Raw genomic sequence first — 17570 nt, forward strand, 5'->3', positions numbered from 1 at the left:
TGAAATAATCAGTGAGAGGTGAGACATAAAATTATTACCGAAAATGTTTAGACGTCCATACATCTAGAGGTTGAAATTTTCCAGTTTTTGTCCATAATAATGCCATTCGATTAGTCTGGAGCAGCGCATGCCAATCACCGTCACCGACGAACTCCCAGCCATTGCCCAATTGCGTCATGAAAATGTGTTCGTGATGCCACAAAGTCGTGCATCAACGCAAGAGATCCGCCCAATGCGGCTCGCGATATTAAACTTGATGCCGAATAAGGTGGAGACTGAGGTGCAATTTATCCGATTACTGGCAAATACCCCTTTGCAGGTGAACGTTGATTTGTTGCGACTAGACACCCATCGCAGCTCTGAAAACTCAGAGCAACACCTAGATATGTTTTACCGCTATTTTTCGGATGTGAAAGATCAAAACTATGACGCTTTGATCGTCACCGGTGCGCCGCTGGCGCATCTTGAATATGACGATGTGGTGTATTGGCAGGAATTACAGGCGTTTTTTGATTGGGCTGAGCACCATGTTACTTCAACCCTGTTCTCCTGTTGGGCCGCACATGCCGGTTTGTATCACCATTATGGGTTAAAGCGAGCGCTCAAAAATGACAAACTTTGCGGCGTATTTAAACACCACTGCTACTTTGACCACGGGGCGCTCACTCGTGGTTTTGATGATGAGTTTTTGGTGCCACACTCGCGCTATGGCCACATCGACATCGATAAAATTAACGCGTGTAAAGACCTAGTAGTATTAGCGGGCTCTGAAAAAGTGGGCGCTTACTTAATTAAAAATCACTCAGGTAGCCAAGTATATATTACCGGTCATCCTGAATACGACGCCGATACGCTACAAAAAGAATATCTTCGCGATTGTGAAAAAATGGCCAACGCACCGCAGCCTGAGAACTATTTTCCTGAGAATGACACCAGCAAACGTCCATCTAAGACATGGCAAAGCCATGCATTCTTGTTATTCTCAAATTGGTTAAACTACTATGTTTACCAAACCACACCTTATGATATTAACTTAGTTAGCCAAGATGTAAGGACTAACAATTATGCCGAATAATGTAGCCGTAAACGGTGAGCAAATAGCAGAGCAGCTTAAGCAAGCGATGCAGCAACGTATTCTGATCTTAGATGGTGCAATGGGAACCATGATCCAAAAGCACAAATTAGAAGAGCAAGACTATCGCGGTGAGCGCTTTAAAGATTGGCATGTCCTTATCAAAGGCAACAACGATCTGCTAAGTTTGACGCAGCCTGAGATAATCAAACAGATCCATCGCGATTATCTAGCTGCTGGCGCGGATATCATTGAAACCAATACTTTTAATGCTACCACCATCTCGTTGGAAGATTATGACATGGCAAGTCTAAGCCGTGAGATTAATCTTGAATCGGCGAAGCTTGCACGTGCGGTATGTGATGAATTTACCGCCAAAGATCCTAGCAAGCCTCGCTATGTGGCGGGTGTACTTGGTCCAACGTCAAAAACCTGTTCGATTTCTCCAGATGTAAACGACCCAGGCTTTCGCAATATCACTTTTGACAAATTGGTTGCAGCCTATGTTGAATCAACGCTTGCTCTTATCGAGGGCGGTGCTCATCTTATTTTGATTGAGACTATTTTTGATACGCTCAACGCCAAAGCCGCGTCTTACGGTGTAGAAGAAGCGTTCGAGCAAGCGGGCGTCACTCTGCCTGTTATGATCTCGGGCACTATCACCGACGCTTCCGGTCGCACGCTGTCAGGGCAAACCACCGAGGCGTTTTATAACTCCATTCGCCATATTAAGCCAATCTCTATCGGCCTCAACTGCGCGCTAGGCCCAGACTTATTAAGACAATATGTAGAAGAGCTGTCACGGGTTTGTGAGACCTTTACCTCTGTGCATCCAAACGCAGGGCTTCCTAACGAGTTTGGTGAATACGACCTAGAAGCCGACGATATGGCAAAAGAGATTATTGATTGGGGTAACGAAGGGTTTATCAATATTGTTGGCGGCTGCTGTGGTACCACGCCTGAACATATTCGCGCCTTCGCGAGAGGCCTTGAGCAAACCCAGCCGCGTAGCTTGCCTAACATCGAAGTGCGGATGCGTTTGGCAGGTCTTGAAGCCTGTAACTTAAATTAGGAATTCACCATGACACAAACAGCAGTATTTACCAATGTCGGTGAACGTACCAATGTAACGGGATCGGCAAAATTTAAGCGCTTAATTTTAGAAGAAGATTACGAAACCGCGCTGGATGTTGCTAGAGAGCAGGTTGAAAGCGGCGCGCAAGTGATCGATATCAACATGGATGAAGCCATGTTGGACTCAAAAGCTGCGATGGTGAAGTTTCTTAATCTGATAGCGTCAGAGCCGGATATTTCTAAAGTTCCCATCATGGTCGACTCGTCTAAATGGGAAGTTATTGAAGCGGGCCTGAAATGTATTCAAGGTAAAGCCATTGTAAACTCAATCTCTTTAAAAGAGGGTGAGGCACCATTTATCCACCAAGCTAAAATCATTAAGCGCTTTGGTGCTGCTGTGGTGGTGATGGCATTTGATGAAGTTGGTCAAGCGGAAACCGCAGAACGAAAGTTTGAGATCTGTCAGCGCTCTTACAAAATCTTGGTTGACGAGCTTGGGTTTCCGCCAGAAGACATTATTTTTGACCCCAATATTTTCGCGGTCGCTACGGGTATCGAAGAGCACGATAACTATGCCGTAGAATTTATCGAGGGCACGCGCAAAATTAAACAAAACCTGCCGCACTGTAAAGTGTCAGGGGGCGTATCGAACGTTTCTTTCTCTTTTCGTGGTAATAACCCGGTGCGTGAAGCGATCCACTCTGTGTTTCTTTACCATGCGATTAAAGCGGGCATGGATATGGGGATCGTCAATGCCGGTCAGTTAGCCGTGTATGACGATATTCCAAAAGAGCTCCGTGATGCCGTTGAGGATGTGATCCTCAATACCGACGCCGGTGCTGGCGAGCGATTGGTTGAAATCGCGCCTAAATACTCGGGCATGGCGCAAGCCGAAAAACAGGAAGATTTAGAGTGGCGTTCTTGGCCAGTTGAAAAACGCTTGGAGCACGCCTTAGTTAAAGGGATCACCGAGTTTATCGACGAGGATACCGAGGCCTGTCGGCAACAGTTTGATAAGCCAATTCAAGTGATTGAAGGGCCACTGATGGATGGCATGAACGTGGTTGGCGACTTGTTTGGCGCGGGCAAAATGTTCCTGCCTCAAGTGGTGAAATCTGCTCGAGTGATGAAGCGCGCGGTTGCCTACCTCGACCCTTACATTGAGGCCGAAAAAGAAGAAGGCTCAAGCAACGGTAAAGTGATCATGGCCACGGTTAAGGGCGATGTACACGACATTGGTAAGAACATCGTGGGCGTGGTACTGCAATGTAATAACTACGAAGTCGTGGATTTGGGTGTGATGGTGCCGGCAGAGAAAATTCTGCAAACGGCCATTGACGAAAACGCTGATGTTATTGGTCTGTCTGGTCTTATTACGCCATCCCTTGATGAAATGGTGCATGTTGCGAAAGAAATGACGCGTCGCGGCTTTGATATTCCTCTACTCATTGGTGGTGCAACCACATCGAAAGCACATACGGCGGTTAAAATTGAACCTCAGTACGACAAAGGTGTGATTTACGTCAACAACGCCAGTCGTGCGGTTGGTGTGGTATCTAGCCTGTTAAGTAAAACCCAAAAGCCAGAGTTTTTAGCAAAAACCGCGGACGAATATGTCAAAGTACGGGAGCAGCAGGCGCGTAAAAAGCCACGTTCAAAACCGGTTACCTTGGCGCGAGCTCGCGATAATGCGGTAAAACTTGATTGGCAAAGCTACACGCCACCGGTGCCAAATAAGTTGGGGATCACCGAGTTTAAAGACGTGAGCATTAAAACGCTACGTGATTATATCGACTGGACGCCATTTTTTATGACCTGGTCATTGGCCGGTAAATATCCACGTATTCTAAAAGACGAAGTGGTTGGTGAAGAGGCGCAAAAACTGTTTCATGATGCCAATGTCATGTTAGATCAGTTAGAACAAGCGGGTACTTTGCAGCCACTGGGTGTGATTGGGTTGTTCCCTGCTAACCGCGTGGGTGATGATATTGAAATTTATACCGATGAGTCGCGTAGCGAAGTCTTGGTTACGTCATGTCAGCTGCGTCAGCAAACCGAAAAAAACGATTTCCCTAACTATTGTTTGTCGGATTATATTGCACCTAAAGGCACGCCTGATTATTTCGGTGCATTTGCCGTCACTGGTGGTCTTGAAGAAGATGACTTAGCGGACGCATTTGATGCCAAGCAAGATGATTACAACAAGATCATGATTAAAGCGGTCGCAGATCGCTTAGCCGAGGCATTTGCTGAATACTTACATGAGCAAGTGCGTAAAGTGCACTGGGGATTTGCAGCGGATGAAGCGCTAAGTAACGAAGAACTTATCCGTGAAAACTATCAAGGGATCCGTCCTGCGCCAGGGTATCCAGCGTGCCCTGAACACACCGAGAAACAAAAAATTTGGCAGTTGTTAGATGTCGAAAACCGTATCGGTATGAAGCTGACTAGCTCATACGCCATGTGGCCGGGAGCAGCGGTGTCGGGTTGGTATTTCTCACATCCAGATTCTAAGTACTTTGCCGTTGCCAGTATTCAAAGAGATCAAGTAGAAGACTATGCTGCGCGTCAAGCGATGTCGCTAGAAGAAGCGGAGCGTTGGCTTGGTCCTAACTTAGGATATGAAACGGCATAATAGCTGAATTGAAGCCTAGCTTAACTTAATTTAAGACTAAGGTAAGCTGGGCTTTTTATTGCTTTCACTTTGTGAGTTTTAACGTTTATTGGCGGGCTGATAAATTTCAAATCCAAATTCATTAGAATATGTTGTTTAGTAGTTAACAGAGCACGCTAAATTCAAGTATACTGAGTTGAATAACTGTTAATAATAAGGCTTTACTCAACAATGAAGATGAAGTGGCTGTTTTCACTCCTTTTTATTTCCAATCTCTGTTGGGGGAGCAATCAGCTGGTTGTTGACATTATCAGTAGCGAAAATTTCAGTCAGCGTTATGAGCACTTTCTTGCTGGTCGTGACGTTTTAGACGTTGATTCTTTTTTTCCAACCACCAAAGGTTCGCATATTGAAATCATCGAAATGGTGTTACTACAGCAGGCCTTGTTTCTTGGTGGTGAGACGCGCAAAGTTGTATTTAATCCAAAACCTTCGGTGAATATTTTAGAGTTTTCCGATCTGATCGCTGGGGAAAGTTTAATCCTTGCTCGCAGTGTTTGGCATGAAAATATCGTGGACTATCGCGGCTCATTATTTATCTCAGATCCGCTTGTTGAAGTAGGAGATTACGAAGCTGGGCTTTACGTCACCAAGCGTAATGTCGCACTGCAGCAAACGCCGCTTTCACAGCTTCGGCAGCTGAATGTGGTATCTAACCCGCAATGGGAAGTGGATTGGCGTGCTTTGATGAATACAGATTTACACATGGTGAGCTTTATTGGCCCGTGGGAAACCATGTTGGCAATGGTAGAAAGTGATGTCGTCGACACTATGTTGATTAATTTTAGCGTGAGTGATTCTTTAACTTTAAATTTTGAAGGTAAAGAATATGTCCCAATCGAAAATATTAAGGTTGTCTTGCCAGACTCTCGGCATTTTGTCGTCAGTAAAAATCATCCTGAAGGCGTGCAAATATTTGCGGCACTCAATCGTGGGTTAAAAATACTTAAACGACGAGGCGTGATCAAACGGGCGTTGACAGAATCTGGTTTTATCAACAAAAAAGTGGCGAATTGGCAGGTGGCTAACGCTGAAATGCTGGTGGGAGGAGACTAATGCAGCCAGCTGTGGTATCGCTTTGCATATTGGTAAGTGCGCTAATTACATTTTGTGGTTTTGCTTACGAATCATCAGAACAAATACAGCGCAACTTAAATGCGCTACAAATGTCGGCTGAACAAGATTATGACTTGTCTTTATTACCGGACATCAGAGCACTTCGAGAGCAAGCGCGTGCGCAAGGTAATAAGCCGTTGCAAATCAAAGCATTACTGTTAGAGGGTAGTATAGTTCAACACTTTGGTGAGTTTGAGGATGGTCTCGACTTACACCAACAAGCGTTGCAGTTGGCCGAAGCTGATAACAATACATTTTTAAAGGCAAACACCTATCTCGCCATTGCTCACCTTGATATTGACTTAGAGAGCTATGAGTTAGCGCAGCGCTATTTAGATAAAGCGTCAGTACTGGCTGAGCAAATTGATGATAATGCCCAGATAAAAGCCGATATCAGTTTATGGCAGTCGCGCTTGAATATGGATAAGGGCGCTTATCGTTTAGCGCTTAAGTCTTCTTTCGTACCAGAGAATTCAGGTATTCGACAGGAGACACTAGCGCAATTAAAGCTCACACGCTCTTGGGCTCATTTACAGCTCGGTGAATATTTACCAGCCAAGCAAATTTTAGATGAATTAGACAATGCGGGTTATTTGGTTCAAAACCAAAGAATGCGGATTATGTCGGCAGTGCAGCGTGCCAGAGTGGCTTTACAAAGTGGCGATTTTGCAACTTCAATTGATTTAGCTCAGGCTGGGCTGAGAGATACACTCGGCACACGTTTTTTACTTTTTCAATCTCAGTTGCAGTGGATACTGGCCTCAGCCTATGCTCAGCTTGGAGACTATCAGCAAGCGCATCGTTATTTAAAACGCTATGCCGTTACCGAGCAGTCACTGAATTTGCAAAAGCGTAATAACAAACTACTTAAGCTAGAAGCGCAATATTCTCTTGCCCAACAAAAGCAGGCACTTAATGAGCTTGAGCGAGACAATGCCCAGCAGGCAAAGCAGATTATGGCGCATCAGCAACAGATAGAAAATGCAAGATTAAGCCAGCAGCGTTGGTTATTGATAGTCCTGCTTGTATTTACCTTAGCGCTGGTCTTTTATTGGCGTTGGCAAAATCGCCGTTACACCAAGCTGTTAGAAAGTCAGGTTGCGCAGCGTACTGAGGAACTCGCAGAGCGAAATAAGCGGTTACAAACCCTTAGTTTCACCGATAGCTTGACCGGTCTGAGTAATCGGCATCATTTTTTTAGCGTGATCGATGGCACCATTGAAGTGTACAGGCAAAAGTGGCAAATTCCGCAAACACAACAGAATGCCGATCTAATTTTTGTGATTATTGATATCGACCACTTTAAAAATATCAATGATAGTTTTGGCCATGCCGCAGGAGATATCGTGTTGCAAGACTTTGCTGAAATCCTCAAGCAATGCACACGAGAGTCAGATATATTAGTGCGCTGGGGTGGGGAAGAATTTTTGTTGGTGATGCCGGATATGGACAGAGCGGCTGCGCACGAAGTGACAGAACGGATCCGTCGCCAAGTGGAGAGCTATCCATTTGTGGTGAACGATCAAACTATCAACTGTACTTGTTCAATTGGCTTTGCTCCATTCCCGTTTGACCCAACACAACCAGACAAGCTTAACTGGGAACATGTGTTAGAGTTAGCCGACGGTGGCTTATATCTTGCGAAAGAATCTCATCGTAATGCCTGGGTTGGCGTGCACACTGGAGACGAGGAAGTACAGAGTCCGGCAGAGCACATGGTGCAAAATCTACGCTCATATTTACAAGCAGGCAAACTAAAAACGTGGTCAAATCTATCCGATCTTATTTATGCTTGTAATACTCGTTAAGCGAATTCTGCTGTTTGGAGACATCCAGTTTAGGTGTATCATATTGAACAAGATAGAATAATAAAGCGCTATAGTTTTGCTGCCGATTGAAGCCTTCATCCCCGAGATTATTTCCACCTTAAACAATGATAACCGTCTGGTATTACAAGCCGAGCCCGGCGCAGGTAAATCGACCTTAGTGCCGCTGCGTTTACTGCAAGCTGATATTTTTTCAGGTAAAAAAATCATTATGCTTGAGCCACGTCGTGTGGCTGCAAAATCTATCGCGACTTATTTAGCCAAACAGCTGGGAGAATCGGTCGGTGAGCGAGTCGGTTATCAAATCCGAAATGAGCAACGTGTTTCATCCAACACCCGCTTGGAAATCGTCACCGAAGGCGTATTGACTCGCCGTCTTCAAGCGGATCCCGAACTCAGTGATGTTGCACTTATTATCTTCGATGAATTCCATGAGCGTTCTATTCATGCGGATCTAGCTTTAATGCTCGCGTTTGAAGTGCAACAAGCGTATCGCGACGACCTCAAATTACTGGTGATGTCTGCAACGATAGACTCCGAGCTTTTATCGAATTATCTGGATGGTGCACCAAGGTTATCTTGCCCCGGTAAAACCTATCCTGTTGAAATTGAATATGTCGGTAAAGCGAGTCGTTACTTAGCGGAGCATGTATTAAGTGCGCTGCGTCACGCTTTCACTCTACAAAGCGATGGTGATGTATTGGTTTTTCTTCCTGGGCAGGCTGATATTCAGCGCTGCATTGAGGCGTGCCAAGTGCTTGACCAAAGTAATATTGAGCTTCTGCCTTTGTACGGCGGGTTATCCTTATCTGAGCAAGAGAAAGTACTCAGTAAAAGCGCCAGCGCATCAAGACGTATTATTTTTTCGACCAATATTGCTGAAACCAGTTTGACTATAATCGGGATCACTATGGTTATAGATTCTGGCCTTGAAAAACGCTTAACCTATGACGTTAGAAGCGGTCTCTCGCGGCTCGATACGGTGATGATCTCAAAGGCATCAGCAACACAACGTGCAGGGCGTGCGGGTCGTCTGCAAGCGGGCCATTGTTTACGTCTTTGGCGCGAAAGCGAGCATAATAATTTAAGTGACTTTCAGCCAGAAGAAATAACCACCACTGACCTTTCTGACTTAGCGTTAGAGCTCAGCGCGTGGGGCGTGACACAATACAAGGACGCGAATTGGCTAACATCGCCACCGGTGCAACATTTTTCGGTGGCCTGTCAATTGAATCAGTCGCTTGGCTTGGTCGATGCGCATAATAAAGTGTTAACTGCTGGGCAGCGTGCACTACAACTGGGGGTTTCGCCTCGTCTTGCCAGCATGCTACTGCGATGTGAGACGCTAATTTCGCAACAACTTGCTTGTTTTTTGGCGGCAATATTGAGCGAGCGAGATATTTTAGTACAAGCTAACACAAGTGATGTATGTGAACGAGTATTGGCATTGGTAGAGTTTGTGCAAGACCGTACCCGTGCCGCCAAAGCATATCGCTTGCACAGAGCTGCCGCAGAGCAGGCCGTAAAATTGGCCAAATCATTTGCACACAGACTGGGAATTAGTCTCAAGAGTGAAGCAATCACCCTTGTAGATATTCAAACCTTAGCACCTACTTTATTGCTCCATGCCTTTCCTGACAGAGCTGCACAAAAACGTCCTTTAGGGGACAACCGCTACTTACTTGCGAATGGTCGGGGGGTGACATTACGTGACGGCGATCCGCTGCAAGGTCAGGCTTATTTGATTGTTTGTGATGTGGATGGCAAAAATAAGGATGGCTTGGTATTTCTAAGCTGCGCAATCGAAAAGAGCACATTACTTGAGCAGCTAGCGCCATACTTGAGTGAGGCGGTGCAGTATCAACTGGATAGTAAAAAAGAGGCGATTCAGGGCCGGCAACAAGTTAAATATCATGCTCTGGTATTAAAAGAGCAAAACCTGAGTCAGATCCCCAAAGAAGCGTTTGCCCAATGTGTGAAGGATATTCTCACATCGGAAGGACTTGGTTTGCTCAATTGGTCGGTAAAAAGTCACGCTTGGCTCGCTCGAGCTAAATGGTTAAGTGAACAATTGAATACCTTCCCACAGATATCTGAGTCAAGTTTGATAGCGCAGCTTGATACTTGGTTATTGCCCTATTTGACGGGCGTAAACACTATCAAACAACTGAAGCAACTGGATATTTTTAACCTGCTTCAAGCGACACTCACTTGGGAGCAGCAACAGCAACTCGAAGCGCAAGCACCTGAGTTTTATGTTACGCCAAGCGATAAGCGAGTCGCGATCCGCTACGATGAGCACCAAGGGCCAACCGTTTCTGTGGTGTTACAAGAAATGTTTGGTCAATTGACGTCGCCAACGCTCGCCAATGGTCAAGTCGCAGTGCGATTTGAGCTGTTATCTCCAGCGAAAAGGCCAATCCAAACCACCAGTGATTTAAGCAACTTTTGGCAAACTTCTTATTTTGAGGTGGCCAAAGAAATGCGTGGTCGATATCCAAAACACAGATGGCCTGATAAACCGCTTGAGGAAAAGCCTGGCCGCTCCATCAAACCGAGAGGAAAATAGGCTTGTAAAGAAGTCATAATGGCTATAACGTGAGCAATCTAATAATATAAAGGAGTGTGAAATGCGGTCTATTATGGCGTTCATTTTATTGGGCTTATTTGTTGCTCAGCCAACTTATAGCGGTGAGTTTGAAGTGCTTTATCAATCTGACACAGCAAAAGTCGTCAGAGATAAAAGTTATGGCACAAACATTGGGATCTTTGCAACGAAAAGGGGAGTGGTGATCATTGACCCTACAACTGAAGATGCGGATTTGCCAAAGCTCAATGATTTGATACAGAATAGCTTTCAGACCGAGAAAAAATACCTGCTAAACACACATAGTCATTCGGATCATACTGGTGGTAATGCTTTTTTCCAACAGCAAGGTTTTACACTTATTGGCAGCCCGCAAGGGTTAAAGGAGCTTGGGGTGATAAAGCATACTCAAGCCGTTTCACATACCGCCAATGACAACATCCTCTATCATCCTACAAGCAATATTCTGTTTACCGGAGACATTTACACCACAAACTGGCATCCAACATTTTATGCCGGGGGCTTAACGGGTTTTAATAAAGCGGTCGATTTGATTTTGTCGATTGGCGATCAAAATACGTTGATAGTGCCAGGTCATGGCAAACCTACATCGAAAAGAGAACTCGAACAACATAGAATTCAAACATTCGCTTGGGTTGAGCGGGTTAAAATTTTGAATCAGGCGGGTAAGTCGGTTGAGCAAATAAAGAACGATGCTAAGATCAAGCGCTTATTAGCGCAGTTTAATCTTGAAGGGCGACAACCTTTTCTTCCAGAGCGGGCGCTTACCCGTTTTATTGAGCGCACTATTACCGTGTTAGGGCAAGCGAATAAAGCTTAATAAAACTGCTAAAAGGCTGAGGCTGATATGCAAACAAAAAGTGGAAAAATAGCGTTATATTTTCTGTTAGCCATCCTTGTGGTAATAAGTTGGTTGCCAGAGTTTAATACCGCCATGATGGCCTTTATTGATGATGCGCTACTGCAGTCTTCGCTTGTCTATGCTTCAGCACGTACGGTAAATGGCGCTATTTCTTTGCTGCAATCTGCCGAGGTTGGGATTGGTGTTGCAAGCATTCAGCCTGCGCAGCTACTCGATCCTATCAATGATTTAGCCGAATACATTTCTGATGTGATGCAACTAGCCATTGGCTCTTTGTTTATACAACGTATTCTCTACACTATTTCCACTCATATTTTATTCAGTGTTGCTTTTACCGTCACCGTAATTGGGTATTTCGTGTGTTGCTATCTAGGACTTTGGCAAACGGTAAGGACTAAAATATTAGCCACGATGCTACTGATCCGTTTTGTGGTTCCGTTTGTAATTCTATCGACGGGTCTCACTAGTCAACTGTTACTGGACCAAGAAATAAATAAACAAAGTGAAGTGGTGTCGAGCAGTGTTGACCTCTTTCAATCTCAAGCTACAAAGACCAGCACACAAAGTGTAAAAATAAAGGCCCAAATCGCCAGTCAAAAGCAAAGCCATAGTGAGCAAATAGCGCTATTGACGAAACAACAGATCCGTCTTCATGGTGAAGCGACCGAGCTACATGCTGAAATTACCGCTTTGGAAGGTGATATTGAAGCGGCTCAAGCGAACCGAAGTTTATCCGAGTGGCTAACATTTACCAAAAGTGAAGAGGCTAAGCCACTGATTGAAAAGCAGCAGCGATTGGCCAGCGATAAAACAAAACTCGACACTGAAATAGCGCTTATCAATAGAGAAAAAGATCAACATCAACACGCAATCGAAAAGCTCAATGAGCAGCTTCACGGTAGCAATGAGGGGACGCTAAGCCGAGCAATTAAAGCGGTTTCTAGTGGTATTAGCGATATGCTCGATGCTGCTGAGTCACTTTTTATAGACTTCTTAAACGTGGTATCGCTTTTGGTACTGAAGTTAGTATTGATGCCGCTGTTATTTTTCTATTTGGCGAGTAAAACCTTTAAAGCAATTTGGCGATTATAGTATTAGAGTCTAAGAATACCTCCACGTATATAGACATAAAATATAGTTCAATAGGGCCAGTGCTAATATGATTAGCATCATACTTATAGACTTCTATAGAGTTTTAGAATTCGGTGGTCGGTGTTAAATAATTGACATTGGAATTGAAATAGGTACGATTTAAAATTAGTCAGTTTTTATTGCTTTTAAGTTGTTTTAGGTAATTTCTGAGCAGGTTGAAATGTAATAAGAGCTTGGCTGTTGCGGTTGATATACCCGTCTTAACATGTAAATGAAACACCCTATAGGCTTTGTGGGCTGAATAAAAAGGAAATTAAAATGATAAAATATATTTTTTCAGTTTTGCTATTAGCACCTGTTTTTTCAATTGCTGCTGAAGCGAATAATGTTGAAGTAAATAACAAACAAGCAAAAACTTACGACTCAACAAAGTTTTGCTACTACGCAGATAAACAATTCTCTGAAGGCGCAAAACACTATATCGGCGATGTCGTGCAGCGTTGTGTTAGACGCGGGGATAATATCTTGATCTGGAAGACACTCTAGTTTGCTGTAAACTTCGCGACCTATCATAGGTGCGCAGCTTACATCGGTTGTACACCTCTAACTATGATCAAGTTAAAGCGTAACTAAGAGTTACTTTCTAGACTTCCAATTCATTATTTACTTCAAAAATTCCCAGAAAAGCTCTGTCACAGTCCCACTGTTGGGAAAGAAACACAAACAAAAAATTAAAAAATACAATAAATCAATAGGTTAACTTTGGCATAGATGTCGCTTTTACGTATAAAAAATTAATACAGTGAAGCGATGGATATTAAAACGACTCTGACAAAACCACCTGTCAAGGCTTTTAGGTGGCGATTAATTGTGACTGTCACCCTAATTATACTCTTTGGTATGTTGTTCTTACCGGACAGGCATCAGCTAGATGTTGAAACACTCAAGTTTGCCTCTATTCAATCCGGACCGATACAGTTCAGTGTTAAAGGCTATGGCCGATTACGCTCAAAGATCAGTAGAGAGATCACAACTGCATTTGCAGCGCAAGTTGAAACCGTACTGCATCTTCCTGGCAGCAGGGTAGAGCCAGACACCGTTATTTTACAGTTAACCAATCCTGAGTTAACTCAGCAACTCCACCGAGAAAGACTAGTACTCGCTAGGCAAAAAGCCAATGTTGAAGCATTAAGGCTAAGCCAAGAAAGTGAGCGACTTGTATTGAAAGGGCAAAATACTCTACTCAGCAGTGAGCTTGAAAATGCCAAATTGCGAGAGCAGGCTGAGCGCCAATTAGTCACTCAAGGCATAGTTTCAAGCTTAGATCATCAGCGCTCAATCTTAACGGTCGCTCAGTTAAGCGAGCGAGTAAAACTCGCTCAGCAGCAACTTAGCCAAACCAGTGCTTTATACAAGCAAAGAATTGAGATTGAGCTAGAGCTATTAAAAGAATATGAGCTGAGCTATCAGGTCGCGCTTCAGGCGGTGGAGCAATTACAAGTTACAGCGGGGATCAGCGGCATGTTGCAGCAAGTACATGTCAGTCAAGGTCAAGCAATTACACGCGGGCAGGCGCTAGCTGTGGTGGGTAGTGAGCGAACTTTGGTAGCCGACTTACTGGTGCCAGAGCGAGAAGCAAGCGAGATTATCTTAGGTCAACGAGCGCTAGTAGACACCTTTGTTGGTCAGGTTGAGGCTAAGGTTAGCCGCATTGTGCCCATCGTACAAGACGGGCGTATTGCGATAGAGCTCACATTACTTGGGGAGCTGCCAAGCAATGCTCGCCCACTTTTGACTGTTGAAGGGCAAATTTTTACAGCAAAAAAGACTACCGCACTTTCACTGATTAAGCCACCGCGTGCAACTCCACAATCTCAGAGTCAATTATTTGTTTTAGATAAACAAAACAACATGCTTATCAAAAAAAGTTTTAAGTTTGGTAAACTAGCCGGCAATGCCATAGAAGTACTCGAAGGCGGTTTATCCGGTGAGCAAGTGGTGGTGTCAGAAATGTCTGACTACCAGCACCTAGAAAAAATAACAATTAAATCACTCAATCGGTAAAGGAAGAACAAATGGGCAAGACAATTTTGGCATTACATCATGTGAGTAAAGTGTTCTTTGGCGAGGATGTTGAAACTCACGCCATTAGTAACATTAACCTTGAAATAAAATCGGGCGATTACGTTGCAATAACTGGCCCGTCAGGATCGGGAAAATCCACTTTATTGAGCATTCTTGGACTATTAGATGACATTACTTCAGGTAGCTATCGCATCCAAGATATAGAAACCAGTACGCTAGACGCAGATACGCAAGCAGAGCTGCGTAATTTGCATATCGGTTTTGTCTTTCAGTCATTTAATCTACTGGATGGGTTAACGGTATTTGATAATGTGGCTTTACCGCTTCAATATCGTGAGCCTGCGCTTGCGACTGACGAAATTGAGCGCCGTGTGATGGGCGCACTTAAGCAAGTTGAAATGTCCCACCGAGCAAAACATAAACCAAACCAACTATCTGGTGGACAGCAGCAGCGAGTGGCTATTGCGCGTGCGCTTGCAGGCGAGCCAAGTATCTTATTAGTTGATGAACCAACTGGAAACCTCGATTCTAAAAATGGTGATGCGGTAATGGCCTTGCTGGGGGAGTTAAACAGACAAGGTACAACCATTTGCATGGTGACGCACGATATTCGCTATGCAGGTTATGCCAAGCGACAAATTCAGCTTTTAGATGGGGTACAGGTTTCATCAAGCGTTGCAAAACGTGATATTTGTGCTGCGGAGGTGGTGTAATGGGGTTTTTGCAATTTCGGCGTCAACTAGGGCTGGCAATTAAAAGTTTGCTTCAGGTGCCGAATTTTTGTATCACATTAGTACTGACGTTGGCACTCGCGTTAAGCTGTTTTTTTGTCGCATTGAGTCTATTTAGTGGCTTTTTTATTAAGCCGCTTGAGATTGAAGATGAATCAAGATTTGTGGTAGTAGAACAAAAAAACGTATACCAAGATAGGATGTCTGAAGGGCTGCAAAGCTTTCAAAATATGCTGAACTGGTATCAGAGTCCCTCCATGTATGAAAAGCGAGCTTTGATCAGTAGCTTTTCCGATGTGGTTGAAAATCTAGCTGGCAGGCCAAAGCTTACGCTGACTTTTGCAAGTTCGGATTATTTTAGTATGGTGAAAATGCCGCTAGCACTGGGGCGATACCTAACGCCGACGAAAAGCATTAGCCAGAAAAATCCAGAGGTCATTATTTCCTATAAACTTTGGCAACAATACTTCGATGGTGATGACAAGGTGCTTGGGGAGAGTCTGCGGATTGTTGGCAGACTGTACACTATTGTCGGTGTTGCTGCACGTACGCATGTTGATCCTTACTTTTTAAGTGAAGGAAATGGGGCGCTGTGGCTTAGTTTTTCAGAAGACGAGCGATTTTTTGGTGATCAGCGCGGCGAATATCATCCGTGGAGTAGCAGACTAAATAACTTGAAGTTACTGGCGATATTACCAGCCAGTAGTGATCAGGATATCCTCGCAGAGCAGCTATATCAAACTGTTCAACTGTACCAAAGCGAATGGAAATCGGCTGACGAAGCGTTACTTGATATTGAACCTATAGTACGTTCCTACCGTGACGTAGAACTGGCGGGACATGACAAGCTTGCCATTATCGTATTGTTGAGTGTGTCATGCTTGGTACTCATCGCAATTTTTAATGTAAGTAATTTGTTTATCTCTCGAGCTCACACCATCCAGCAGCAACTGGCCTTACAAGCTATGCTCGGTGCAAAGCGTAAGCTGTTGTTTCGTGGAATCTTACTAGAAGCGCTGTTATTGGTGTCAAGCGCTGTGCTGGTGGGGTTATTTATCGCCGCGTGGGAGCTGAGGTTAGTTAAATCGCTCACCAGTGGTTATTTGCCGCTGATTGACACTTTAAGCTTAGATACCACGGTGCTGCTCAGTGCTATCCTAACCGTACTGTTATTAGCTTTATTGTTTGCGTTTGTCACCTCACGCATGATTGATTTTAGCCAACTTAAGCAAAGCATGCAGTCGTCAGGTAAGGGTAGCGTAAAAGCGGTACGCACAACGACGACAAAAACACTGGTTGCGGTACAGCTGTTTTTTACCACTGTGCTGGTGCTTGGGGCGACCTTAGTGCTATGTAAAAGCGCCGATACCTTGCTTAGACCGCTCGGAACAAAGTTGGACAATATGTATAGCGTGATGCTGCATATTCCCGCAGATCCCACTCCATTTCCCGCGCGTTACGCCAATATTGAAGGATTCAAACTCGCGTTGGCTAACATTCAGGGCGTGTTAGGCGTCGCCCATGGAGAAAGTCCATTACAAAGCGATGTCCCTGTGGTTGCTATGCAGGATATGGCGGGTGAATGGACACCGAGCATGGTTAGAGGTAACGTTGGGGCGGATTATTTTGCATTAACTGGGCTTGAACTCGTTGCAGGACGCACGTTTAGCGAGGCTGCAATTCGAGGCGAAAAGGAAGAGGCTATTGTCTCTTCAGCCGCGGCACAGGCGTTAAAACCGGGCGGTGATGTGATTGGTGAAACGTATTTTATTTTTAACCCAGATGTACCTGCTGAAATCGTAGGTATTTCAAAAAACTTCAACCATCCTAAACGTCATCATGAGCTTCAAGGTAAAGCGGTTTGGCTACCTGCGCTGCCTTTGGGTTATCCATTTATGATAGAAATGGAGACGGGAGCATCACTTACTCGCGCTCAGATCCAAAATGCCATCAGCACCGTGAATGGTCAGGCGGGAATATGGCGTTTTTCAAACTTAACAAAGACATATCAAAGCATTACCTATTTGGAGCGTTTGACTTTATTGCTAAGCTTTGCGCTTTGTGGTTTTTGTTTATTGTTATCTGGGGTGGGCATATATGGCGTGCTTAACTATAGCTTTCAACAAAGACGCTACGAGTTTGGGATGCGAATGGCACTTGGTGCCAAAAGACACCGCTTATCTCGGTTGTTATTGTCAGATACCATCGCGCCGATGCTAGTGGCGATGTTGGCTGCCATTATGGTTGTTGCGGGATTTTATATGAGTGTTTCGTCAGATTGGTTGTTGGCAAAATCTAGCTGGTTGCTTGTGGTGATTGTTACCATGTTGGCTTTTGCGTTAGCCACGGCGATTTACCCAATGAGACAGTTAATAAACTCGACACCAATGCGTGCATTAAAACATTAAAGTTTGGGCGTAAGCCCATACA

Annotated in this window: 12 protein-coding genes; all 12 read left to right on the plus strand. The window is 44.5% G+C overall.

Annotated features, from left to right (window positions below; all coding sequences use genetic code 11):
• The first annotated feature begins 127 nt into the window (after nt 1-127).
• A complete protein-coding gene (gene metA, locus NH462_RS07245; protein WP_130126639.1) occupies nt 128-1075 on the plus strand; it encodes a homoserine O-succinyltransferase in 948 nt (315 codons plus the stop codon).
• Complete coding sequence (locus tag NH462_RS07250) at nt 1065-2144, plus strand: homocysteine S-methyltransferase family protein (protein WP_253105155.1); 1080 nt, start codon at nt 1065-1067, stop codon at nt 2142-2144. Before metA ends, NH462_RS07250 begins: the two co-directional genes overlap by 11 nt.
• A gap of 9 nt (nt 2145-2153) precedes the next feature.
• The gene (gene metH / locus NH462_RS07255; protein WP_253105157.1) at nt 2154-4781 is read left to right on the plus strand and encodes a methionine synthase; all 2628 of its coding nucleotides are present in this window, start codon (nt 2154-2156) and stop codon (nt 4779-4781) included.
• Between the two features lie 210 nt (nt 4782-4991).
• The gene (locus NH462_RS07260; RefSeq protein WP_102056404.1) at nt 4992-5876 is read left to right on the plus strand and encodes a hypothetical protein; all 885 of its coding nucleotides are present in this window, start codon (nt 4992-4994) and stop codon (nt 5874-5876) included.
• A complete protein-coding gene (locus NH462_RS07265) occupies nt 5876-7744 on the plus strand; it encodes a GGDEF domain-containing protein (RefSeq protein WP_253105159.1) in 1869 nt (622 codons plus the stop codon). Before NH462_RS07260 ends, NH462_RS07265 begins: the two co-directional genes overlap by 1 nt.
• A gap of 76 nt (nt 7745-7820) precedes the next feature.
• The gene (gene hrpB, locus NH462_RS07270; RefSeq protein WP_253105162.1) at nt 7821-10331 is read left to right on the plus strand and encodes an ATP-dependent helicase HrpB; all 2511 of its coding nucleotides are present in this window, start codon (nt 7821-7823) and stop codon (nt 10329-10331) included.
• Between the two features lie 61 nt (nt 10332-10392).
• Nucleotides 10393-11190 (plus strand): MBL fold metallo-hydrolase, encoded by a 798-nt coding sequence (locus tag NH462_RS07275; RefSeq protein WP_253105164.1) that lies wholly within the window; start codon nt 10393-10395, stop codon nt 11188-11190.
• A gap of 27 nt (nt 11191-11217) precedes the next feature.
• Nucleotides 11218-12324: a hypothetical protein gene (locus NH462_RS07280; RefSeq protein WP_010369508.1), complete on the plus strand. Its 1107-nt coding sequence runs from the start codon at nt 11218-11220 to the stop codon at nt 12322-12324.
• 318 nt (nt 12325-12642) lie between these two features.
• On the plus strand, nt 12643-12870 hold the full coding sequence (locus tag NH462_RS07285; RefSeq protein WP_010369505.1) for a DUF1496 domain-containing protein: 228 nt from the start codon (nt 12643-12645) through the stop codon (nt 12868-12870).
• A 324-nt stretch (nt 12871-13194) separates the two neighbouring features.
• A complete protein-coding gene (locus NH462_RS07290; protein WP_253105166.1) occupies nt 13195-14388 on the plus strand; it encodes an HlyD family efflux transporter periplasmic adaptor subunit in 1194 nt (397 codons plus the stop codon).
• An 11-nt stretch (nt 14389-14399) separates the two neighbouring features.
• On the plus strand, nt 14400-15122 hold the full coding sequence (locus tag NH462_RS07295; RefSeq protein WP_253105168.1) for an ABC transporter ATP-binding protein: 723 nt from the start codon (nt 14400-14402) through the stop codon (nt 15120-15122).
• Nucleotides 15122-17548, plus strand: a complete 2427-nt coding sequence (locus NH462_RS07300; protein WP_253105170.1) for an ABC transporter permease — start codon at nt 15122-15124, stop codon at nt 17546-17548. The genes NH462_RS07295 and NH462_RS07300 overlap by 1 nt, the downstream gene beginning before the upstream one ends.
• Nucleotides 17549-17570: the final 22 nt, after the last annotated feature.

The organism is Pseudoalteromonas sp. OANN1 (assembly GCF_024124685.1).
Taxonomy (GTDB): domain Bacteria; phylum Pseudomonadota; class Gammaproteobacteria; order Enterobacterales; family Alteromonadaceae; genus Pseudoalteromonas; species Pseudoalteromonas piscicida.

Bases quoted from the DNA above. Each gene is read 5' to 3' on its own strand.
- metA (WP_130126639.1), top strand. From the start codon at position 128: ATGCCAATCACCGTCACCGACGAACTCCCAGCCATTGCCCAATTGCGT.
- NH462_RS07250 (WP_253105155.1), top strand. From the start codon at position 1,065: ATGCCGAATAATGTAGCCGTAAACGGTGAGCAAATAGCAGAGCAGCTT.
- metH (WP_253105157.1), top strand. From the start codon at position 2,154: ATGACACAAACAGCAGTATTTACCAATGTCGGTGAACGTACCAATGTA.
- NH462_RS07260 (WP_102056404.1), top strand. From the start codon at position 4,992: ATGAAGATGAAGTGGCTGTTTTCACTCCTTTTTATTTCCAATCTCTGT.
- NH462_RS07265 (WP_253105159.1), top strand. From the start codon at position 5,876: ATGCAGCCAGCTGTGGTATCGCTTTGCATATTGGTAAGTGCGCTAATT.
- NH462_RS07275 (WP_253105164.1), top strand. From the start codon at position 10,393: ATGCGGTCTATTATGGCGTTCATTTTATTGGGCTTATTTGTTGCTCAG.
- NH462_RS07280 (WP_010369508.1), top strand. From the start codon at position 11,218: ATGCAAACAAAAAGTGGAAAAATAGCGTTATATTTTCTGTTAGCCATC.
- NH462_RS07285 (WP_010369505.1), top strand. From the start codon at position 12,643: ATGATAAAATATATTTTTTCAGTTTTGCTATTAGCACCTGTTTTTTCA.
- NH462_RS07295 (WP_253105168.1), top strand. From the start codon at position 14,400: ATGGGCAAGACAATTTTGGCATTACATCATGTGAGTAAAGTGTTCTTT.
- NH462_RS07300 (WP_253105170.1), top strand. From the start codon at position 15,122: ATGGGGTTTTTGCAATTTCGGCGTCAACTAGGGCTGGCAATTAAAAGT.